Here is a 24,164-nt window from a genome sequence, read left to right as displayed (position 1 = left end):
TTATTTAGCTTAAGCGTTATATATTTATTCACATTTGCCTTCGGGTGTACAAATAGGACCATTATTGATTTCCAGAGAAGCCGGATTATCAGCACGCCAGGACTTAAATGCTCTTGTCAATGTTTCAGTAAAAAACTCGGATGTCTGAGCACCGCTTACAGCATATTTTTGATTCATTAGAAAAAACGGAACACCGCTGGCTCCAAGACTTTTTACTTTCTCCCCGTCTTTTTTCACATCATCTGCATACCGGTCTGAATCTAGTACCTGCCTTACTTCATGTTCCGCAAGGCCTGCTTCTACGGCCAATTTAATAAGTGTTGCATGGTCGCTCATCAGCGCACCTTCAGTGAAGTATGCTTTGAAGAAGCGTTCTTCCACTTCGTTGGTGAGATGATCTTTCTTTGCCAGCTGAATAACGCGGTGTGCATCGAAAGAGTTCGTGATCTTTGCCTGATCGAGTCGATAATCAAGACCTACGCTTTTTGCCGTCTGTATCAGAGATTCATGAATTCTGATTGACCATTCTCTACTCTGTCCTTTTAATTCGGCGACATACGTGTAAAAATCCTTGTCAGGCTGATGCGCTAAGGTTGGGTTTATCTGAAAGCTGTGCCATACCACTTCAACTGATTTCCTGTCAGGAAATGCAGCTAAAGCTGTTTCAAACTTTCTTTTACCTATGTAGCAAAAAGGGCACATTACATCGCTCCATATATCGACTCTCATTTTATTTGTTGTCATAACTTTTATAGTTAATTTATCTGATTTCTTTTGTGCACAAGCAGTGAAAAAAAACAGACTTGTCAGCAAAAGGCTTAATGATATTTTCATAGGATTAATCAAGAATACTCCTTTTTTTATTTTTAAATATTCTTATCCTTGAAGTACACTGTATTTAAATACGAGCTAAGTGAGGTTGGCTTCCTACCTAACAGAACAGGAAGATCTGTATGGTCAGTCTGAAACTCTCCCTGCTTGATGGCCTTTAAAAATGACACTAAACCAATGATATTTTCAGCAGGAACTCCTGCCTGAACCAAGATCTGCGTATAGGCTTCAACAGATGGGCTGTTGTAGGAAATTGTTTTACCTAACAGGCTGCTTAATATATCTGCTACATCCTGAAAAGAATAATTCACTTCATTAGCAAGGATATATTCTTTGCCATCATGACTTGTTCCCATTAATACCTCAGCTGCAGCTTCTCCCAGATCCTCTCTGGTGACAAAACTCGCTTTACCATTTTCTGTAGGGAGAAATACACCATTGGTCAGTACATCAGCCCCTAAAAAAAGAGGAAGCACATCAGCATACAAAGGATTTTTCAACAATGTATAGGTAAACCCGCCTTCCTTGATCATCTTTTCAGTGCTTATCAGAGATGAGGTAAGTGCTGTGATCGCTGAAGAACCGTCTTCACTTTTCCTGGTAACACTGGTAAAAACTATACGTCTTACACCGACTTCTTTGGCTGCCCTGATGACATTTTCATGTTGCTCTTGGCGTTTAAAAATATCGCTACTCGACACAAAGAAAAGAGTGTCAACATTTTTAAAAGCTAGCAATAAAGACTGGTAATCTTCAAAATCTCCTTTTACAAGATTTATTCCTCTTTCCTTTAGTGAAATAGCTTTTGCTTCGTCCCGAATGAATGCAGAAACCATACTAGGGTTAATCCCCTTTTTTAGCAAAGAATCAATAGTTGCATTTCCCAAGTGACCTGTTGCCCCTGTAATTAAAATCATATCTTATTGTATTTATCTGTGAATAACTTGTTTAATAGGGTAAATTTACGCACATTTACTATCTATTTTATAGTACTATACTAAAGGATAGCACTACCATTGATGATAGTAACGTGATATTATGACAGCAGAAAATGAAACTCCATCAGCATGTGCAGGCAGTAGTTCCCGCGCTGTGCGGGATGCCCTAGATGTATTAACTGGAAAGTGGAAACTCCCAATATTGATGGCGATTTCTATTGGTGCAATCAGATTTCGAAAGATTGCGAATGAAATCCCGGGTATTACGGATAAAATGCTTTCCAAAGAACTGAAAGATCTCGAAATAAACCGCCTCATCGAAAGAACTGTTCTCCCCACATTTCCACCGACAGTAGAATATTCGCTTACCAGGCATGGCAGAACACTGGATAAGGTTATTGCAGAATTATCTGCCTGGGGGGCCGCTCATAGAAAAGAGGTCACAGGCAACTAGTATAGTAATAGGCTAATTATTCAGACCCATGAAGGATCTTTTAACGCAAGATATATCGCAGCATATTTCTCTTTCTCCAGAGGAAACGGAAGAGGTTTGCAGCTTATTCCAGCCTAAGGTTATTAAAAAAAGAGCTTTTTACCAAATGAAGGTGAAATCTGCAGGTTTGAAGGCTTTATTGGGTATTTCGCCAAAAGTGGCCACTGGTTCCGCATTTAAACTGACACTTAATTCCGCGCTAAACTGACCAGGTATTACGGGGCAAAGTGGCCGTTATTTTAGGTTTAGGGCATTATTTTATTCCCTGCATTGTAAATTCTTTTTTTAAAAATAGGCCTGTTTGAGGCCGCTTGCTTACGCCAGATTCCTTGGTCTGGGATGTTTGTCATCCGAGGTGTCAGCTCGCCTTAAATCGCTTTATTTTGAGGTGGAGCTGGAGTGGGTCGGTTGGAGGTGGTTTAGGAGCATGTTTTGATCCGAAAATACAATCTGGAGTAGAATGAGGATAGCTTTTGTTGCTAAGGATGAAAAATCCAGGGTGTTGGCTATATTCGTTCAGGAGAAGGGAACTTTATGGACTCACTCGGCAGCCTAATTTGCGGCCACTTTGCCCCGAAACAATGGGGCCACATTCACCGAAATGTACAATGTGAGCGAGTATTCGCTAATAATAAAAATTCATCATATGTCAGCCATTCTCTATTTGAATCAATTTCCTTAATTGGATCAACCTCGTCGTACAAATTGGTATCATACAGTTTCTTCTTGAAAGCTGCTTTTAATACTGTTCTGAACTTGCCAAAATAGGTCTTTGCAGAATTATTACTAATTCCTTTAACAGCATTTTTGCCAATTTTCGGTTTGGATAATAGGTAATCACGGTATTCTTCTGCAAATTCCTCATCGACATCGATAAATCGTATATCCGGTCCTGCATAGGCTTCAAAGTATCTTCTAGCCATTTCGAAACCTTTGTCCCCACTTTTCTTCTCTAGATCCTTAAAGAATTGGACAAAACTACCCAGTCTGTTGTCTTTTTCAAGGAATCCAAACCTTTTATATGAAATTTCAATTTGCCGGTCTGCACAGATATTTTTTGCCAGAGTTAAAGTCTTCCTGTTAAGTTCAAGTTCCATCTCTGTTCTAGGCCTAACGAGCAAATAAAGAGACAAAAACTCCCGTCTGGTAAATTTGCCGGTTTCAGGATGCAGGATAGGTGGATAATAATCCAGGTACAGTGAAATTTTCCTTCCTCCACTAATCTTTTTCTTTCTCAATGTAACATTCATAACTTATCCTCCTTTTTAAACCAATCATTTAATTCAACTTTTGGGTAATAAACCCACTTTCCTTTCTGGATTTTCTTTATATCATGCCGTTTGACGAAATTATAGAGAGCGCCATTACTTAAACCAGATATTTTCATGGCTTCTTCCATTGTATAATAATCTTTAATGCTAAACCTTTTAGGAGGTAGCTGATAGGTCATTTCAATAACAGGACCTGGAACCAGGATTTTATTGATCTCTGATTTCAGCACCATTGTTTTTCTTGGACTATATTTAATTGATTTTAACCTGCCATCGGCGAACATTTTATAAATGCTTTTAACTGAGCAGCGAAGCAATACACCGGCCTCTTTTACACTTAAAAGATCTAATACATTAATCACCTGTATATGTGCAACAGTGGTTTGGAAACGCTCCGCTTTTATGGTTTTAACCTCCTGATGACTCTTTTCTATTTTTTCCAGTTTAACTTTTAATTTGTATGCTCTTCTATTACATGTCATAGAGCAATACTTCGTCACCGTGGTCTTAGCCATAAAGGTTAAACTGCAATGCTGACAAATTCGTTCAATCAAAATATTCGAGCTCATAATCTCTCCCACATTTAAGGTAAATTACGGGTATTTAAGTGTCTTTAAGGGTAAATAAGGCTACTAATCTCCCCATTAGATTTTGGTGAGGTACAAATTTCAATTCGAGGTACACACGAGGTACAAATTATACCAAAACAAAAAAAAAGAACACAAAACACCACAAACAAAAAACCGCTGTAATCATTAGAATTACAGCGGTTTACTATGTTTTTAACCTTCTTTACTTTGTGACAATATTGCCCTCTTACTTGCCGATGCAAAACTTGCTAAAAATATTTTCCAGCAAATCATCAGTCGTAACAGCCCCTGTGATCTCTCCAAGATAATAAAGCGCCTGCTTGATATCCATAGCCAAAAAGTCCGATGTTACCGGGTTCGCCAATCCATTCGCTACACTGCTTAACGCAGTCTGCGTCCTTTGTAACGCTTCCACATGTCTGATATTCGTAACCATCGTATGATTTGCCGACAACTTATCTCCTACTGCAGTATTATATATCAACTCCTTCAATTCCTCAATCCCCTGATTCTCCTTCGCAGAGATAGAGATAAAATTGATATCAGCAGGAAGGTTTAACTCCTTAATCCTGTCATTATAAGAAAGATCTATTTTATTTGCCACTGCAACAAAAGAAACCCCTGGTTTATATAAACTAACAATATCCTCTTTAATCTCCGTAGCAGAAAGGTTCACCACATCAAACAAATACACCAACACCGCAGACTGACTAATCTTTTGCATCGTTTTCTCTACTCCTATCGCCTCAATCGTATCCGTAGCCTCTCTGATCCCTGCGGTATCGATCAACCTGAAATTAATCCCATTGATATTCAAGACCTCTTCAATCGTATCCCTCGTAGTCCCTGCGATCTCACTTACAATCGCCCTGTCTTCATTTAACAGCGCATTCAGTAAAGTTGATTTACCTGCATTCGGTCTGCCGGCGATTACCGTATTGATCCCTTCCTTAATCACGTTCCCCAATTCAAAAGAACGGATCAGTTTATGGATCACCAAAGTAATCTTGTTGATCAGATCCTGTAACTGGTCCCGGTTTGCAAACTCCACATCCTCCTCAGAAAAATCAAGTTCCAGTTCAATCATGGAAGCAAAGTGGATCAGCTGCTCTCTTAACAAATTCAGCTCGGTACTAAAACCTCCCCTTAACTGATTCATCGCCACACTATGTGCAGCCTGAGAATCCGAAGAAATCAGATCCGCTACAGCCTCTGCCTGAGAAAGATCCAATCCTCCATTTAAAAACGCCCTTAAAGTAAACTCTCCAGGTTTAGCAGCCGAAGCCCCTTTTCTGATCAGTAAAGAAATGATCTGATGAATGATATAATTCGACCCATGACAGGAAATCTCTACCACATTCTCCTTAGTATATGATTTAGGCGCAACGAACAAACTCACCACCACCTCATCAATTACCATATCCCCATCTTTAATCAGGCCAAAATGTAAGGTATGAGAATCCTGTTTTAGTAAATCCTTTCCACTAAAAACGGAATTGGTGATGGTAATTGCATCCTTACCAGAAAGACGGATTACACCAATTGCACCGGCTCCCGGTGGCGTAGATAAGGCAACTATAGTTTCATTACTGATCATAAAAAGAAATATACTGTGTGTTGATTAATTACAAAACTAGCCAAACATTTCATACCTTACTGTGTTTACCTTTTGAAAAAACAAATAAACGACAAATCTGCCCATATTATCGCTCTAAAAGCTCAGCCTCTTATGAAAGACATGCCCCTAACCGTAAAAAGATCCATTGAACTCCTCGGAATCGTCCTCGTTGGCGCCCTTTTAGTCATTGGAAAAGACATCATCATGCCTGTAATCATGGCATTCTTCATTAGCATTGTGCTGCTTCCCATTTTCCGTTTTTTACGGAAATATAAGTTCCCTGAAATTGTCGCCATCATCCTGCCCATCCTGTTGGTGGTCATTTTTGTCGGTGGAATAGTCTGGTTCTTCTCAGCACAGATTGGCGTACTCGCCGCAGATTTTCCGCAGATCAAAAGCAATGTAAACTCACACTTAAAATCACTCAGCGAATGGTTCAGCAACATCAGTCATGTTTCTACCACCGAGCAGATGAAATTCATTACCGAGAAAAGTGATGATTTACTGGGAATGGCCGGAAAAGCCGCTAGCGGCGCCGCAGTTACCCTAAGTTCGATCTTTGTTTTTGTAGGATTGCTTCCGATCTACATCTACCTGATGCTCTTTTACAAAGACATCTTACTGCGTTTCATTTTCATGTGGTTTAAACCGGACCACCATCCAAAAGTAAAAGAAGCGATCTACGAAACAGAAGCCATCATCAAAAACTACCTGGTAGGATTACTGATTCAGGTGACTTACATGACCATCCTATTGGGGGGAATCTTATTATTGATCGGTATCAAACATGCATTACTAATCGGTGTCATCTTCGCCATATTGAACCTCATCCCTTATGTAGGTGCCTTAATCGGAAACATCATCGGCGTGTTGTTAACCCTCACCTCTTCTACAGAATTGTGGCCGGTAATCACTGTTTTGGGAGTAATTGCCGTAGTTCAGTTTCTGGACAACAATATCCTGATGCCAAAAATTGTAGGTTCAAAAGTAAAGATCAACGCCTTGTTTGCAATCCTCGGAGTCATAATCGGAGGAAGCATCGCCGGAGTTTCCGGAATGTTTCTTTCTATGCCAATCATTGCAGTATTAAAAGTTATATTTGACAGGACCGAAATGTTCAAGCAGTGGGGTGTGCTTCTGGGTGATGAAAGACCTGCAAAAAGCCCGATGACCTTCCCATCCTTCAGGAAGAAAAAAGCAATTCCTACAGAAACCGGAGTTAACAAATAAATCTATTTCCTATCAGAAATGAGGATTTATAAAATATAAATTACTACATTAACACTAAAAATTAGCTGTTAATCAACAACTTAACTAAATAAACAAATTCAAACCTATGGAACCTAACTTTAACGCACAATCAACAGAAGACGGAAAAACAGTAGCTGTTGTCAGTTACATCACCATTATCGGCTGGCTCGTTTCCTACTTTGCCTTACACAAAGACAAAAGAACAGAATTGGGTAGTTATCATCTGAGACAAACACTATTGCTGTTTATTATTGGCTTTATCTTACAGATCGTTCAGCGTATTTTCCTTTCTGTAGTACCGTCCCTAACGATAAATCTGGTATTCAATATTGCCTATATCGGCTTGTTTATTTTATGGATCATTGGTTTGATCGGAGCGATTCAGGGAGTTAAAAAAGAGATTCCTTTAATTGGTAAACAAGCGCAAACCATGTTTCCGAATATCTAAAATTAATTTCGATAGAAAAAAGCAGCGCCATCATATAACGTGAGCGCTGCTTTTTTTTTGCTAAGCTCATCTCCTTACCGCCTGGTAAGGTTATAGAAAAGAGCTGACTATAAGCAAAATACAACTAATCTCGATTAGTTTAAACTGCAAAAAAACTGTATTTTGTTTTGTAAATATTGGCATTACAAATTTCATAGACTATGACGCAGCTTCAGGATAAACCTGGCATCTCCTCTCAAAACGAAACAGATGTCCCCTCCAGGATGAATACCGGTCAGACTACTGTCGCTAATGCAATTCAAATCCCAAAAATCTCACTTCCAAAAAGTGGTGGCGCCCTAAAAGGAATCGACGAGAAATTTCAGGTCAACTCCTCCAATGGAACGGCCTCCTTTTCCATCCCAATTCCTGTTTCTCCTTCTAGAGAAGGATTTCAACCAGCCCTCCAATTGTCTTATAATTCTGGAATAGGCAATAGCTCATTTGGTCTTGGGTGGAACATCGATCTGCCGGCCATTCAGCGAAGTACGGAACGTAAACTACCGCGTTATAGGGACAACGATACTTTTATCATTTCAGGGGCCGAAGACCTGGTGCCAATTTTGGACGCGAATCGTGAGCTAAAAGTCGACGTGTATGGTCCGTACGAAGTCCGTTCCTACCGCCCCCGTATCGAAGGACTTTTTGCAAAGATCGAACAGATTCAACACAAAGCGGAATCCTTTTCTTTCTGGAAAGTGACCACAAAAGACAATACCACCACCTTCTATGGCACAGACAGCAACAGCAGGATTGCAGATCCCGCCAAACCAGAAAGAATTTTTAAATGGCTTCCGGTATTAAGCTTCGACGACAGGGGAAATTGTTTAACCTATAGCTACCAGCCCGAAGACCTGAGCAATGTTCCAACCATTCTTTCGGAGAAAAACCGAATGAATGGCCTCGTTACCATAACCAATAGACATCTTAAACAAGTCAGCTATGGGAATCGTAGCCCTTACTACCCGAATGCGCTGTCTGACCCTACTAATGCGGATGCACTTTACAGTATCAGTATGCCAGTAGGCGGTTTCATGTTTGAACTGGTATTCGACTATGGTGAACATACCACCAACCAATGCGAAGCGTCAGCATTGTGGAAAGCAAGAAAGGACGCTTATTCAGATTACAGAGCTGGATTTGAAATCCGCAACTACAGACAATGTGAGCGAATACTGATGTTTCACAGATTTGCCGAACTCGGCACCCAACCTCTGCTGGTAAGATCGTTAAATTTCGGATATGAAAGCCCGGTTAAAGGAACGACACAAAATACAGAACTGAGCTACCTGACCAGTATTATCCAAACCGGCTTTAACACAGATGGTCATAGCAATTCCCTCCCTGCAATCACCTTTGAATATGAACCGCTGCAATGGAACACAAAGATAAACGACATTAGTAAAGAGGACCTGATCCATGCGCCACAGGGAATTGGGAATAACTACCAGTGGGTGGATTTCTTCGGTGAAGGAATCTCTGGCCTCCTCACGGAACAGGCGGCTGCCTGGCATTACAAACGTAACCTTGGAAATGGCCATTTTTCGAACGCTGCCGTCATTTCCCCGAAGCCATCTCTGATGGGTATCGCAACAGGCGAACTTTCCATTCAGGACCTGGACAACAATGGCAAAAAATATATTGTAAGTCAATCGCAGGAACTCAAAGGCTATTTTGAACAAACAGACACAGACGAATGGCTACCATTTAAGCCTTTTCCTCAAACCCCTAATCTAAATAACAACGATCCGAATGTAAAATTCCTGGATCTCAATGGGGATGGGATCCCGGAACTGGTGCTTTCGGAAGAACAAATGTTTATCTGGTTTCCTTCTATGGGAACCGCAGGCTTTGATAGTCCTGAATTTACCCCCAAACCCGTAGATGAAGATAAAGGACCTGCAATCGTATTTTCAGACCCTGAGCAATGTATTTATTTGGCAGACATGAACGGCGACGGGCTGACAGATATCCTGCGGATCAAAAATGAAAGTATCTGCTATTGGCCGAATCTTGGCTATGGAAACTTTGGCCCGAAAGTGAGTTTGGATAATGTTAAAAATTTTGATCACCCTGACCGCTTCAATCCAGACTACCTCCATCTCTTTGATGTTAGCGGAACAGGAACGACAGACATTATCTATCTTGGAAAACATCGGTTCAAAGCGTATATCAACCTGAGTGGAAATGCATTAAGCGATCCGTTTGAAATTGATCCATTCTGGGATGTGACGCATCCCAATCAAGTGTCGGTAATGGATCTTCTGGGTAAAGGAACTGGCTGTATTGTATGGTCATCTCCCTTACCGGCTAATGCAGGAACACCGATGCAATACATAGACCTGGTGAACGGACGCAAACCACACCTGATGATCAAACATCGGAACGGAATGGGGAAGGAAACCGCGATCAGCTACAAAAGTTCAGTTGAATATTATCTGGAAGACACTAAGAATAATAAACCTTGGGCTACAAAATTGCCCTTCCCGGTACAATGCGTCAGCAAGGTAGAAATAGTTGATCTGACATCAGAACTGAGGTTTGCAACTAAATACCGGTACCGGCATGGTTATTATGACCAACAGGAAAGGGAATTTAGGGGATTCGGTCTGGTGGAACAGGAAGATACGGAAGAGTACGGTTACTTAAAAAAACAACAGGCAGCAAATGCCCCAGATATACTTTTCCATGAAGCTCCAATCCTCAGCAGAAGCTGGTATCATACCGGAGCCTTTTTGTTGGAAAAAAAAATTCTGGATCACTTCGAGAAAGATTATTGGTATAATGATCCCGTTTTCGCAGGTAAACAGTTGAACGAAGAAAGGCTGCCGGACGCAGAAATACCTGAACAGCTGTCGATAGAAGAACTAAGGGAAGCATACCGTGCCTGTAAAGGAATGCTGCTCCGGCAAGAAACTTTTGCTCTGGACGGCTCGGAAAAAGAAAAAATCCCTTACACAGTTTCCTTCAGTAACTGTCACATTAAACTACTGCAGGAGAAAGCAGGTAATGAACATGCCGTTTTTATTGCACATCAAAGTGAATCCCTTTCTTATCAGTATGAACGCAATCCAGAGGACCCGAGAATCGGTCATTCACTCAATTTGGAAATTGATGGTTTTGGAAATGTATTGAAATCCTTAGCGGTGGTTTATGGCAGAAAAGATGAAGCTGCAACGGCGGCAGTCAACCTGATGAATCTCTCGCTAAAAACACACAAGGATTTCATCAAAACCGCGCAAACGCAAACGCATATCATTTACACGGAGACTAAAATGACAACGGATGCGCTGGAAAAGCACAACAACAAACAACTGATATATTACCGGACGCCTGCATCATATTCGGTAAAAACCCATGAGGCGACTGGCTTTAGCAAATCCAAAACGCTGTATCAGATCACTGATTTTGAGGCATTGCTTTCAGGAAATGTAACATTAAAAGACAATCATGAACAAATAGTTGCTGCAGAGGGGCCTTGTCTGCGGCGGCTGGGGGAAACAGCTGCCCTCCTTCTGAGCTATGATCTGGAAACACCTTTACCGTTGGGAAAACACGGTGCACTGGGCATTAACTTTGAATCTTATCAATTGGCGTACACTCCGGAATTATTGGATTTACGCTTTAACACGGATGCTAATGGATTAACACTAAACCCGAAACGGGTTGACGGTGCCATGATGTCGAACTGCGGATATGTCGAAAGGGCCGGAAGCTGGTGGATTCGTTCTGGTACGGTTCAATTCTTTGATCGGAATTTGGGGGAAAGTCCCGAAACTGCTGCGCAGCAATTTTACCAACCGATATCCTTTAAGGACCCGTTTAACCAGGTTACAAAAGTGAGTTATCCAGCCAATAAAACTTTCCTGTTTACAGAAAAGACAATTGATGAGATGGGCAACGAAAGTAGCATCACAGAATTCGATTACCGGGTTTTATCAGCCAGGACGATCAAAGATGTAAACGACAATATCTCCCAGGCAAGCTTTGATGCTTTGGGTATGGTTTCGGGCATGGCATTGTTGGGTAAAGGTGCACAGGCGGATGACCTCATTGACTTCAAATCGGACCTGACCGCAGAAGAAATCAGTGGGTTCTTCAACGATCCTCTGACTACAGGCCGTCAGCTGCTCAAAAATGCGACCTCCCGCAGTATCTATGATTACTCTTCCTTTCCCCTGAAAAAAGGGAATATCACTAGAGAAACACATGTTAGAAACGACGATGGTAGTCTGAATCCTGAAGCGCCGCTACAATATGCTTTTGAGTATACAGGAGGCATGGGTAATATGTTGCTGGAGAAAGTACGGGCAGAAGCCGGAAAAGCATTGAAAATTGAAAATGGTACTGTGCGCAGCGTCATGGCTGATCCAAGATGGCTGGGTAACGGAAGAACCATCCTCAATAATAAAGGAAACCCGATTAAAACGTATGAACCATATTTTTCAACGACTCATTTATATGAAGACGAAACAAGTCTTCGGGAAACGGGCGTAACTCCTGTACTGCATTACGATGCTTCGGGCAGGATGCTGCGTACCGATTTTCCGGATGGAACAATCAGCCGGATGGAATATGACAGCTGGCAGCAGAAAGTATTTGACCAAAATGACACAGTTGCAGAAGCAGATTGCGAATGGCGCCTGAAAAGGGAAAATCCAGACATTCTATTCCTGCAGCAGCTTCAGGAATACGGTGGCGATATAGACAAAGAAAAAGAAGCATTAACAAAAACAATGGTTCATGCCAATACCCCGGCAATACTCATTACCGATAGCCTTGGAAGGTCTTTCTGCACGATAGTTCAGAACAAGTGGGAAGTTACAGAAACACTTACGCCAACCAAAACTTTCGAAGAGTTTTATGTCACCAGGATGGTATTGGACATCGAGGGCCGTACACATAAGGTAATTGATGCAAGAGACAATGAGGTAATTGCTTATGCTTATAATATGCTTGGCCAACAGGTAAATATACAAAGCATGGATTCCGGAAACCGCCTGATGTTGGACAATAGCCTGGGAAAATCGGCTTTTGTATGGGACAACAGAAACTACCGCTTTGAGACCGTTTATGATCTGCTACACCGACCGGTAATGAGTAAGGTGCAAAAAGAAGGTCAAACGTTTATCTTCGACAAGATTACCTATGGCAGTGACAAGCTAAAGAATGAAAATGGGGTCCCTGTTGTTCATTACGATACTGCCGGTGTCTCAAGAAAACTGGAAATTGATTTCAAAGGAACAGTACGGCAAAGCAGCATGCAATTCTGTGCTAAACTGGAAGAGTTTCCGGATTGGGATGATCTGAGCAAGGAAGTGTTCCTGAGCAGCGCAAAATTTGATGCACTGGGACGGGCTGTCGAAAGCCGAAGCCCGCATGACCCAAGCAATCCGCTGCATAAACCTTCGATAGTTAAACCGGTTTATAATGAAGGCAACTTGTTGAATCAGGTGCTACTGAAACTGAAACAAGAGCCTGAAAAAGCTTTTGTGACAGGCATTACACACGATGCTAGAGGACAACGCAGTAAAATCACCTATGGTAATGAAACCTATTCTCAATACACCTATGACCCGGCAACTTTTCGGCTGAGGAGGTTACAAACCAAATCTGCTGCCGGCCATCTTTTCCAGGACCTGACCTATACCTATGATCCTTGTGGTCATGTGATCCATATAGAGGATAAAGCACAGCAATCGCTGTTCTTCAGCAATGCTTTTGTCCAACCGGTAAACAGTTACCGCTACGATGCGAGTTACCGGCTCATTGAGGCTAGAGGCAGGGAGCATATCGGACAAGGAAAAGCTGGAAATTCCTACGATCGGCACCGGATGTTCAATGATTCTATTCCAGCTGGTAATCATGCGTTGAGAAATTATGCTGAACGATATCAATACGACGCGGTAGGTAACCTCAGAGAGCTGAAACATACCGCTGCCAATGGAGGAAACTGGACACGACAGTTCAATAACGCAGAACATAACAACCGTCTGATTTCTACAAAAATCGGGGCAACGTCAGAAGGCAGCAATTATACTTATGATGAACATGGAAGTATCTTGTCTATGCCCCATTTAACGTCCATGAGCTGGAACTTCCAGGACCAGCTACAGCGCATTCAAATTCAGTCCGGAGCAGATAATGACCTTTCTGACGGTGCTTTTTATAGCTATGATTCCAGTGGTCAGCGCGTTCGGAAAGTGGTAACGAAAGGAGATATAAAAGAGGAAAGAATCTACTTGAATGGTTTTGAAATCTTTCGTAAAAAGAGGGGAAATCTGGTTTTAATGGAACGTGAAAGTCTGCATGTTGTAGATGATAAAAGCCGGATTGCGCTGATAGAATCCTTAACCGTTACGCCTCCGGAAAGTACAGAAGACAAAGTGCGTTGCCGGTATCAGTACAGTAATCACCTGGGCTCTGCTGGTCTGGAACTTACAGATGAAGCAGCTCCAAGGGTCATCAGTTATGAGGAGTACCATCCCTATGGAACAACAGCTTATCAAAATCTGAATAAAGACATTAAGGCAGCAGCCAAACGTTACCGGTATACGGGGATGGAACGCGATGAAGAAACCGGACTCAATTACCATGGTGCGCGCTATTATGCAGCCTGGTTATGCCGTTGGACCGCTGCTGATCCTATAGGCCCCGGAGATGGTGTCAATGTGTATATTTATTGCAGGGCAAATCCTGCGGGAGGGAATGATCCATCTGGTACTCAATGCAATGGTCTGACCTCCTGCCCTGACCAGACGCTTTCATCTAAGTCTTTGGAACTTGAAGGGAAGGCTTCGAGCACAATGGCCAGACAGGTGGATGAACTTAACGCCGAAAATGCATCAGCTATGGAAGCGCTCCGAACATCCCCCCCCGCCGCCCCTTTTGACACAAAAAAATGGCAGGCAGACGTCAGTCAGGCCCTCAAAAAAACAGAAAGTCCAGGATACAAAGCCAACTTCAGTCTGTCCTTACTTCAATCCAGAGGAATTCCGGAAAACAGGACCTTCTGGAACCGTGGTGGTGGTGGTTTGATGATGGGTGGAACTGCAGCAGTACTCGGAATTGGTGGGATTTTTACCGGAGGTGGCACATGGTTTCTGCTTGGTGCGGGGATGTTGACGGCCGGCGGAGTGGCCACCACGAGCGTTAGCGCGGTCCAACTAGGCACTTCCTATTCTGGCAAAACATCTTACCAACAGGATCTGGAAGTGAGTGCCGCTACCAGCAAAACATTAATGCTTTCCAATCCGGCAGCACTGTTAGGGGGATCGCTGGCAATGCCATTTTATAAGAATCCCGAAGAAGGCCTGGAAACGGGAGCCGCAGCGGGTAGCATGCTCGACTTCGGCTTATCTTTATCGACCCGGGCTGCAGTCTACGCCTACCTTAAGAATCCGGTTAAACGCTTCACGGTGAGTTTAGGTGTGGAAGCTCCGCTGATGCCGGTACCCATTTTCAGAAGCGACCTAGAAATGCGGGCCAGAGATATTCAATACCGGCTTTATACTTCCGGAACATTGTCTTTCACTCAGGCTACAAGATACACTTCAGCCTCTGTGATCGATGTTGGGGACGCATGGATCATTACACACACGAATAAAAATGCATGGCAAGCGCTAAACTCTGGTCAGTTTTACCTGAGATCTTACGAAGTGGTTGGCCCTGCTCCGATGAAGCTGCTTGGCAAAACAGTGCATTCTGAAATGCTTGGCCGTGACTATGCCATAGCTGTGGGATATACATCGGGATTGATCGGCACTTACCCAAGAGGGTGTTATGGCTGTCAGACTGTGTTAAAAGAAACGCCTTTATTCAGACACCTTAACCCAAGACCATAAAAGAACATTTACCTCTAAAGCATAGCACCATGTCTACAAAAACAATCATCATCAGCGGACACATTGTAAACGGTACACAAGACAATGAACAAGAAGGTTATACAGTAAGCGGCCAGGTATTGGAGAATGGGATGCTTGCTAACGGCCTTGTGGTAACGGCCTACGACCAGGACTTGCCTGGCAAAAGAATTCCCAGATGTTTGTTGGGAAAATATGCAGTTACCGACCGGGAAGGACGATTTTTTATTGCTTACACCGCAGCAGAATTTAAAAATGCAGAAAACAGATCGGCAGATCTGGTACTTACGGTATCAGGAAGAAAAGAAGAACTTCTGTATACTACCCCGGTTTATTTCAATGCTACGCAGAATTTCGAAATAGAAATCTCCTTCAACAGTAGCCTGCTGTTATACGATTATTATTTAAATCAGATTCTGCCATTGTTAGATGGTGAAGTTCCGCTGGAGCAGCTAACAACGGCAGACATTGCATTCAGTGCCGGCGAAACTGGCCTTGATGAGGAAAAAATTACATCGCTTAAATCGGCTTTCATCAACCAGGATAAAACTGGTTTACCGGCATGGGCATTTTTTGGACTCGCAACCATTCCACTGGCGCCGGAACTCTGGCCGCAACAGGAGCTCCGCGACTTTGCCAGGCGCCTTAAAATGCTACAGCCCGCCAGCGAAAGCCGGGACTCAGATCTGGGCGAACTCGCAAAAAAACTCATGGAATATGCAAGGGAAAACACGGTATTTGAACAAGTTTCAGCGCATAAAGCGGTCGTCAATGAACTGCTAAAACCCATATTTCAGTCTGATGAGAGAATGGAGTCCTTTTTGGATCTGTATATCAGGCATGACGGTGAAATCGAAGATTTCTGGAAACAAATGGAGCAACAGGAGCATTTCGGAAATGAACTGCCTGCGATCCAGCTCAGCCTTCAGTTATCGCAGGTTACAATGGGAAATCATCAACTGGTATTGGCATTACAGGCAAATGGGCTTAGGGATACGCTTCAGCTGGCAGATCTCTCTGAAGAAGATTGGGTCTCCCTGGTTTCGAAATACCCTGAAGGCATCCCCAAACATATCGTCGCCGACACAGATCGGGAACGGGCAATGATCTATGCGGGAGAATTACAGACGATCGTAGAAATGACTTTTCCTACTGCAGTGATCAAAAATACGGTTGCAACTGCCCCGCTGAGACAGTTTCTGGAAGTAAATCCTGATTTTGATTTTACCCGAACCCCGGCCGAAATTTATCTGCAGGATCAAGGAGAGGCGGCCTGGAGGGGTATAGAAAACAAAACGGAAGTGATCAAAGAACTGAGGTTAACCCAACGGTTGTATGCAGTAACGGCTTCAGCGAAAGATACCCTTGCGCTCATGAAAATGGGGGTAGACAGCGCGCTGCAAATCTCAAAAATGTCTTTTGACGACTTCCTCAACCTGAGCAAAGGCAACTTTAACGAAGCAGATGCAACGCTTTATTTCCATAAGGCAACGGCAATTACTGAGGCAGCCGCCATGACCTACCTGCAGCTGGACAGCATCACCAACCGCCTGAGGCCGGATATCCTGGGTCATCAGCTGCTTCCGGAGCTTCCGGTCATTCCCAACTGGGAAAATCTCTTCGGACAGGTGGAGACCTGTGAATGTAAGCATTGCAAATCAGTATACAGTCCGGCAGCCTATTTTGTAGACCTCCTTCATATTTTGTTGGGGCAACAAAATGGCAAAGCAAGGAAAGAACTTTTCCGCCGCCGGCCAGATTTAAAATACACCAAACTTAGCTGTGAACACACAGATACCCTCATTTCGTATACAGATCTTGTTAATGAAATACTGGAAACCTATGTTGCACAGGACAATATCGGAAACACAAATGCAGAACAACATGCTGCATTGGCCAGCAATGACACTTCCGGGTTAACCGCCAATGAACTATCTGCTAATCCACAACATCCCAATCCCGTGGCCGATCAGAATGCGACTATCGCCTATCAGTTGCTGTCCGAATCTGTTTTTCCACTTACCCTACCCTTTGATCTGTCGCTGGAAACCGCCCGAGAATTTTTAAAGGAGCAGAACAGCAGTTTGTATGAACTGATCGATACCTTTGCTCCTGCTGGCTCTTTCGCAGCATTATCGGAAGGCCTTGGACTTTCTGAACTGGAATTCAATATCCTGATCGATCAGAAAATAATTGCAGGCCCGGCTCCTTCAGTGCAAAACTGGGACATTGGCCTCGACCTGTATGGGTATTTTCCGGGCCAATTGTCCGGAAACCTGGGGGAAAAACTGAGTAAAGTAAGGGAATTCATATCGCGCACTACCATAGCCTATACGGATTTAGTAGCCCTGGTAGAAACACAATTTCTAAACCCTGATCAGCAGATCGTATTGGCGCTCGCCGTCCCTTCAGACGTTGCGGAGAAAGATAAGGCAACCTGGCAAGCGGCGCATGCTTGTGATTTGGAGTTTACCAGGCTAATTCATCAGGATCTGTCTGTGTTAACAGATGAAGAGTTGGGACGTTTTAACCGTTTTCTTCGTTTATGGAAAAAAATGGGATGTACCATTCCTGAATTGGATGTAATGCTGATGAGCTGTGGGGATGATTTTACAGCTGATATGATTTCCCAGCTTTCCATTTTATGGCAGCTGATGGCAGAACTAAATCTTCCGGCAGCACAGGCCGCTGTTCTTATCGCCGATATCCCGGCATTCGGCAACAACTCCTACTATGATCACCTATTTCTCAATAGAGCAATTTTACAGATCGACGATAAATTTGAATTGAATCCTGACCGGAAAGAGTTGAAGTACGCGTCGGAGACCATAAAAGACCATCAACCCGCAATTTGCGCGGCTTTTCGCATTTCAGAACAGGAGTTAAATGAAGTGCTGCAACTGGCAGGAATCGACATGACTGCTGCGGGTACTTTAACCTTGTCCAACTTATCAGCAACCTATCGGATTGTACTCACAGCCAAAAAAACGAAATTAAAGATCCACGAGCTCTTTCTGATGATGCCCTTCGCTCCCTACCCAGCATGGAGCAGTTTACAGGAATTCAAAAAAAACCGGTCCTGGTTTAACCAGGTCAAAAGCAATGGACTAAATGCAGCTGAGATAGCATATCTTTTTGATAATCAAATAGAAACAGGAAGCACATTCCCGCCAAAAAAAGACGTAATCAGTAAAGCCGCCCAGGACATCAGGGAAGGCCTCACAAAGATCAGTCAGGCTGCACAGATTGCGAGTGGTACCATTACTGCCGATTTTTTAAAGACACAACTGGGGCTCTTTTGCGATGAAAAGACAACTAGTCAGATCATAGGGATTCTGGAAGGTTCAAATGTGAAAGCGGATCCGGACCACCCCTTACCTCCCCTGCTCCCTGCAGATCTCAGCTTCCTGGAGCAACCTCCCCTGGCAAAGGAATATCAGCTACTGTTACCCGGTTATCTGACGCTGGCAGATTTGACAGGAATCAGCAATGCACAAACTGCGGTTGCACGTATTGAACTGTTTTGGCTAAAAGTCTCGGAAAAACTGATACCGCATTTAAAAAACAATTTCATTATTCAATACCTTACAGCCCATTTTAAAACAGAGGCTGCCCTGATTGCTTTTGTCATGAAAGAGCTGAGCGGTACGGCGCTGTTACTTGAAGAAGATACACCAGCAAATTTCACAGCCTTTGAAACGGATTATATAAAGATCTTCAAATTGCTTTGGCTCGTTAATAAACTTAAATTATCTGCCGAAGAACTAGACTGGTTTCAATCACATCCTGATCACTTTAATGGCTTCAACTGGTCAGATTTATCGAAAACTCAATTTTCTTCCTGGATGAGTATATTAGACTACCTGTCTTTGCGTAATGCCTTTCCTGAGCCCGGCCAAAACCTAATGGCTATATTTAAAGCTGCAGTATCAAACGGCGACATCAGAAAAGCAATTGTTGAGCTAAGCGGTTGGAACAATGAAACGGTAGCTTATTTTGTGGATCAACATGCTGCCACTGAATTCGTAAACGAACAGATGCTATTAATACTGAAAAAACAGCAGGCACTGAGCTTGTCTATCGGGATTTCAGTGGAAAAACTCCAACAATTAGGAACTGAAAAAGTAGGCTTCAACCAGTCGCAGGATATCAAAAGAACCCTGAAAGCCAACTATGATGAAGCCTCCTGGATTGAGGTTTCTACCAAGATTCACAATCGGCTCCGCAATAAACAACGTGATGCCTTGGTGGCATATTTACTTCAAAAACCAGAGATCCGGACAATAGGCCTTAAACAACCGAATGACCTTTACGGGTATTTCATGATCGATGTGGAAATGAATGCCTGCACAAAAACTTCCCGGCTCAAGCAGGCGATCTCCTCGGTGCAATTATTTGTACAACGCTGTTTACTCAATCTGGAAAAAAATGTCTCTCCCCCCCTGATTGATGCCGGACAATGGGAATGGATGAAGCTTTATCGCGTCTGGGAAGCCAACCGGAAAGTATTCTTGTATCCTGAAAATTGGATCGAACCAGAGTTACGCGACAATAAAAGCCCGTTTTTCACTGCACTCGAAAGCGAATTGCTACAATCCGAGGTCACAGCAGAAAGCGTAGAAACAGCTTTAATGAATTACCTGCATAAATTAGACGAGGTGGGACGTTTAGATATTTATGGGATGTTTCAGGATCCCACAGCCAACGAAATTCATGTTTTTGGCCGCACCTTTAGCGGTCCGACGCAGTACTATTACAGGAAACTAAATCTTGCAACTCACGAGTGGACACCATGGGACAAAGTAGAAGTTGATATCCAGAACAACGAAGAAGGAGAATCTTCTGGTGTACACCTGATCCCTGTAGTCTGGAACCGGCGTCTGTATCTCTTCTGGCCAATATTTACTAAAAAAACAGATGAGGCGCAAAGAAACAGAAAAGATGAAGGAGAGTATGAATGGAGTTACTGGGAAGTAAGGATGGCCTGGAGCGAATACAAACAAAAACGCTGGTCTACTAAAAAAATATCCAATACGTTCATAACGACAAAAAGCGACCGGCATGGTGCCTCTAAGCCTTTATTTTATAAATTCTCTGCTATTCCCGGTGCAAGCCTGATCATCCGTATGCACCACAATCCACTGTCTTCATTCTACATTGGCGAATTTAAATTCAATTGTGACCATAAAGTATCTGTAACTGAAGCAGACCTGGCTCCCGAAATGATTCAGGCATTAGGTCCTACTCAGGTAAATTACTACCAAAGTTTGTTATCGGCAGTCAACAGTGGACGAGCCATCAAACACAATACCGACAAATCCGTTCCGCTGATCCTCACAGACTATGGAAAAAAAAATAAAACCATCTTAAAAGGCAGCATTGGGGAATACAAAATCATTTACTCTTCTGCACACCAGTTTCGTGCGAACAGCCTTTCTGCCTTCTTCTATCAGGATAAGGAACGGGCTTATTATGTGGAGCCCCGTTGGGAATGGCCTTTCCGCTTAGTGGAAGGTGTAAGAAACCGGGACAAAACAGTTATTCCCTTCGTTCCACCAGATTTGTACACGGAAACGAACAAATTCCCTAAAAAGCCGGATCCGATAGCTGAACGACCAAATGTGCTGGAACGGATCTCCGATGAAGAACTTACCGTCTTGTTTGAGCGGGAAAATATCAGCGCAAATATGGCAATGCAACTGCGCGGACAGGAGCAGCAAAAAACGACTTTAATGTCGGCCAGTCTGGAGTACAATTATACCGGCGCTCTGGTTTTAGATCGTTATTTAGGCTCACAATCAGGTTCGCGGGTATCCAAACTTGATTTCAAACCATTTTTTCATGGTTATGTATGTGATTTCATCAGCGCCCTTGCTGAAAAAGGAGTTCATGGCCTGCTTCAGCTAACCAATCAGACGAAAAATGACTATGTACTTTTTCCAGGGGCTAATTTCTCGAATAGTTTTCAATCAAAATATAAACCGGATTCAAGCCATGTACATAGTCCATTTCCGCTGAAGGATGTAGATTTTAGCCTCACCGGCGCTTATAGCATTTATAACTGGGAACTGTTTTTTCATATTCCAATGTTACTGGCCAATCGTCTGAGTAAAAACCAGAAGTTCGAGGAAGCGCGGTATTGGTATCATTTTATATTTAACCCGACAACAAATGATGTTAATACTTCTTCCAGACGTTACTGGCAGGTTCTGCCGTTGCGCAATACTCCTGCAGAAACACTGGAAGTGCTGATGCAACAACTCCATAAACCCGCCGGCGATCCCAAACGTCTGGAACTGGAACAAGTCATCAGATCCTGGCGTGCAAATCCTTTTAACCCGCATCTGATCGCAAGAATGCGCCTCGTGGCTTATCAGAAAAATGTATTGATGAGATACCTGGATAACCTGATCGTGTGGGCAGATAATTTATTCCGTCAGGATACCATTGAAACAATAAACGAAGCCACACAGTTGTATATCCTGGCCGCAGAATTGCTGGGTAAACGGCCTGAAAAAGTGCCTTCCAGAGGAGATATTGAGGCGAAAAATTACAAAGAGCTGGAGGATGCGGGCTTAAATACTTTTTCTAATGCACTGATTATGCTCGAAACGACCTTCCCATTCTTTAACCTGCAAAGTGTAACAGCGGGGCAAGCCGGAGCCTCAGCCATATTATCGACGACCGTTCCCGCCAATTATTTTGGCTTACCAGGGAATGAAAAATTATTGGGGTATTGGGACCTTGTAGCAGATCGGCTTTTTAAGATCCGCCATTGCCAAAACATTGAAGGAATGGAACGACAGCTGGCACTTTTTGAACCACCAATAGATCCGGCACTTTTGGTTCAGGCAATGAGCAAAGGGATTTCTATCAATAGTGTTCTTGCAGACCTGAACGCACCACTTCCCTATTATCGTTTTGGTTACATCGTTCAAAAGGCATTAGAATTATGTGCCGATCTTAAATCAATGGGCAATACTTTGCTATCTGTACTCGAGAAAAAAGACGGAGAGGCCTTGTCCATGTTACGCAGTCAGCAGGAAACTATTCTTTTAAACCTTTCTAAAACCCTAAAAACATTACAAATCAAAGAAGCGCAGCGAAACCGGGAAGGCCTGGAAAAAACGAAAGAAGTAACCCAATACCGGGAAACTTATTATTCACAGCTGATAGAAAACGGGTTAAATTCCAGTGAGAAAGAGCACCAGCTCATGAGTACAATCAGCATGCTCATGTCGATCAGCGGGCAGGCAATGGAAATGGCGTCTGCGGCATCAGAACCTATCCCTGACTTTTATCTGGGTGCACTGGTCGGCATCTCTGGTGGTCCAATCAACCTCAACCATATGGGCGGAGGTACAAAAACCGGTGCCACATTCAGCGCAATTAGCCGCTTTTTTAATTCCGTATCTACAATGACTACTTTCGCCGCCAACATGGCGCAATCCAATGCGGGGTATCAACGAAGGAGAGAAGAATGGTCACTGCAGAAACAACTTGCAGCTAAAGAGCTTGGACAGATTGACAAACAAATCCTGGCCTCGCAAATCAGGGAGCAAATGGCTGCTCAGGAGCTCAGTAATCATGAACAACAAATCGAACACAGCAGACAGGTGGAAGATTTTATGAGAAACAAATATACCCGCGAGGAGTTGTATGGTTGGATGACAGGAGAAATTGCAACGGTATATTTTCAATGTTATCAGCTGGCTTACGATCTGGCTAAAAAAGCCGAAAAAAACTATCGTCATGAACTGGGCCTTTCTGAATCTAATTTTATTCAATTCGGGATATGGGATAGCTTCCGGAAAGGCCTGATGTCTGGAGAACGTCTGTATTTGTCGCTGAAACAAATGGAAAAAGCGTATATGGACCAAAACAGGCGGGAATATGAACTGAACAAAAACATCTCTCTGATGCAACATTTCCCTATGGCATTACTACAGTTGAAAACTACAGGTTCCTGTATAATTGAACTTCCTGAAGCTTTATTTGATGCAGATTACCCGGGACAGTATCTGCGCAGAATCAGAAATATCAGTGTATCCATCCCTTGTATAGTTGGTCCCTATACTTCGGTGAATTGTACATTAAGCTTACTCAGTAGCAAAACGAGGGTAAAGAATGTATTAAAAGGAGGTAAATATGAGGAAGATCCAGAAGCTGATGATCGTTTCGAGGCTCAATTTGGAGCCATACAATCCATTGCTACAAGCCATGCCCAAAACGACAGTGGTATGTTCGAGTTGAATTTCCGCGACGAACGTTACCTGCCTTTTGAATATTCAGGCGCAATAAGCCGCTGGAAAATTGACCTGCCTCCGACCACCAATGCCTTTAATTTCGACACCATATCTGATGTGATTCTGCACCTAAAATATACCTCCAGAGCAGGCGGTGCACAATTAAAAACGGAGGCACTTAAGATTTCTTCAGGCCGGAATTCGGTGATGCTGACATTGAAAAACCACTTCTCTAATGAATGGTATCAGTATAATTTGCAGAACAAGGACAAAGCTGCCGCAGATTTACCTGCGTTAAACCTGATGATCTCAAAAGAAAAATTGCCGTTTTTTGCACGCAATGCCGAGATTGTAAGTCCGGACAGCCATGCCTATACGTTTACAAATACAGAAAAAGACAGCCTGCCGAAAGCTGTTGAAATTCAGGTAGAGGGCACAAATATTTCCTTTAAACCAGATGAAAATATGAACGATATTGCAGACATCGTGTTGATACTGGAACTACAGCAATAAACAGCCACAATCAGCTGCTAAATTTCAGAATCCCTAAATCATGAGAAATTTTCAAAAAAAAGGG

At 43.0% G+C, this 24,164-nt stretch carries 11 protein-coding genes; 6 read left to right on the top strand and 5 right to left on the bottom strand.

The genetic code is table 11. The features are described from left to right. Positions 1-24 precede the first annotated feature (24 nt). Together BFS30_RS20455 and BFS30_RS20450 are read right to left on the bottom strand one after the other, a co-directional pair. The gene (locus BFS30_RS20455) at positions 25-834 is read right to left on the bottom strand and encodes a DsbA family oxidoreductase (RefSeq protein WP_157262986.1); all 810 of its coding nucleotides are present in this window, start codon (positions 832-834) and stop codon (positions 25-27) included. Positions 835-866: 32 nt separating this feature from the next. Continuing rightward, positions 867-1,748, bottom strand: coding sequence for an SDR family oxidoreductase (locus BFS30_RS20450; RefSeq protein WP_069380992.1), 882 nt, complete (start codon positions 1,746-1,748; stop codon positions 867-869). A gap of 121 nt (positions 1,749-1,869) precedes the next feature. On the opposite strand from BFS30_RS20450, the gene BFS30_RS20445 reads away from it, so the two are divergent. Then, complete coding sequence (locus BFS30_RS20445) at positions 1,870-2,223, top strand: winged helix-turn-helix transcriptional regulator (protein ID WP_069380991.1); 354 nt, start codon at positions 1,870-1,872, stop codon at positions 2,221-2,223. Between the two features lie 28 nt (positions 2,224-2,251). After that, positions 2,252-2,470, top strand: coding sequence for a hypothetical protein (locus tag BFS30_RS20440; RefSeq protein ID WP_069380990.1), 219 nt, complete (start codon positions 2,252-2,254; stop codon positions 2,468-2,470). 385 nt (positions 2,471-2,855) lie between these two features. Here the strand turns inward: BFS30_RS20440 and BFS30_RS20435 are convergent, their stop codons facing one another. The 3 genes from BFS30_RS20435 to mnmE form a co-directional block, all read right to left on the bottom strand. Further along, positions 2,856-3,512 (bottom strand): phage integrase SAM-like domain-containing protein, encoded by a 657-nt coding sequence (locus tag BFS30_RS20435; RefSeq protein ID WP_069380989.1) that lies wholly within the window; start codon positions 3,510-3,512, stop codon positions 2,856-2,858. Next, positions 3,509-4,048, bottom strand: coding sequence for a helix-turn-helix domain-containing protein (locus BFS30_RS27960; protein ID WP_208602994.1), 540 nt, complete (start codon positions 4,046-4,048; stop codon positions 3,509-3,511). The genes BFS30_RS20435 and BFS30_RS27960 overlap by 4 nt, the downstream gene beginning before the upstream one ends. A 301-nt stretch (positions 4,049-4,349) precedes the next feature. Next, positions 4,350-5,720, bottom strand: a complete 1,371-nt coding sequence (mnmE, locus tag BFS30_RS20425; protein WP_069380987.1) for a tRNA uridine-5-carboxymethylaminomethyl(34) synthesis GTPase MnmE — start codon at positions 5,718-5,720, stop codon at positions 4,350-4,352. Positions 5,721-5,852: 132 nt separating this feature from the next. On the opposite strand from mnmE, the gene BFS30_RS20420 reads away from it, so the two are divergent. The 4 genes from BFS30_RS20420 (at position 5,853) to BFS30_RS20405 (ending at position 24,100) form a co-directional block, all read left to right on the top strand. Further along, the gene (locus BFS30_RS20420; protein WP_069380986.1) at positions 5,853-6,971 is read left to right on the top strand and encodes an AI-2E family transporter; all 1,119 of its coding nucleotides are present in this window, start codon (positions 5,853-5,855) and stop codon (positions 6,969-6,971) included. Positions 6,972-7,077: 106 nt separating this feature from the next. Further along, complete coding sequence (locus BFS30_RS20415) at positions 7,078-7,440, top strand: DUF4870 domain-containing protein (protein WP_069380985.1); 363 nt, start codon at positions 7,078-7,080, stop codon at positions 7,438-7,440. Positions 7,441-7,640: 200 nt separating this feature from the next. Next, positions 7,641-15,323, top strand: coding sequence for a SpvB/TcaC N-terminal domain-containing protein (locus tag BFS30_RS20410; protein ID WP_069380984.1), 7,683 nt, complete (start codon positions 7,641-7,643; stop codon positions 15,321-15,323). A gap of 29 nt (positions 15,324-15,352) precedes the next feature. Continuing rightward, positions 15,353-24,100: a neuraminidase-like domain-containing protein gene (locus BFS30_RS20405; protein WP_069380983.1), complete on the top strand. Its 8,748-nt coding sequence runs from the start codon at positions 15,353-15,355 to the stop codon at positions 24,098-24,100. Positions 24,101-24,164: the final 64 nt, after the last annotated feature.

The organism is Pedobacter steynii (assembly GCF_001721645.1).
Taxonomy (GTDB): domain Bacteria; phylum Bacteroidota; class Bacteroidia; order Sphingobacteriales; family Sphingobacteriaceae; genus Pedobacter; species Pedobacter steynii_A.
This window is presented reverse-complemented; position numbering and strand designations above follow the sequence as displayed.

Excerpts from the sequence above, each read along its gene's own strand:
- BFS30_RS20455 (WP_157262986.1), bottom strand. The coding sequence starts at position 834 with ATGAAAATATCATTAAGCCTTTTGCTGACAAGTCTGTTTTTTTTCACT.
- BFS30_RS20450 (WP_069380992.1), bottom strand. The coding sequence starts at position 1,748 with ATGATTTTAATTACAGGGGCAACAGGTCACTTGGGAAATGCAACTATT.
- BFS30_RS20445 (WP_069380991.1), top strand. The coding sequence starts at position 1,870 with ATGACAGCAGAAAATGAAACTCCATCAGCATGTGCAGGCAGTAGTTCC.
- BFS30_RS20440 (WP_069380990.1), top strand. The coding sequence starts at position 2,252 with ATGAAGGATCTTTTAACGCAAGATATATCGCAGCATATTTCTCTTTCT.
- BFS30_RS20435 (WP_069380989.1), bottom strand. The coding sequence starts at position 3,512 with ATGAATGTTACATTGAGAAAGAAAAAGATTAGTGGAGGAAGGAAAATT.
- BFS30_RS27960 (WP_208602994.1), bottom strand. The coding sequence starts at position 4,048 with ATGGCTAAGACCACGGTGACGAAGTATTGCTCTATGACATGTAATAGA.
- mnmE (WP_069380987.1), bottom strand. The coding sequence starts at position 5,720 with ATGATCAGTAATGAAACTATAGTTGCCTTATCTACGCCACCGGGAGCC.
- BFS30_RS20420 (WP_069380986.1), top strand. The coding sequence starts at position 5,853 with ATGAAAGACATGCCCCTAACCGTAAAAAGATCCATTGAACTCCTCGGA.
- BFS30_RS20415 (WP_069380985.1), top strand. The coding sequence starts at position 7,078 with ATGGAACCTAACTTTAACGCACAATCAACAGAAGACGGAAAAACAGTA.
- BFS30_RS20410 (WP_069380984.1), top strand. The coding sequence starts at position 7,641 with ATGACGCAGCTTCAGGATAAACCTGGCATCTCCTCTCAAAACGAAACA.
- BFS30_RS20405 (WP_069380983.1), top strand. The coding sequence starts at position 15,353 with ATGTCTACAAAAACAATCATCATCAGCGGACACATTGTAAACGGTACA.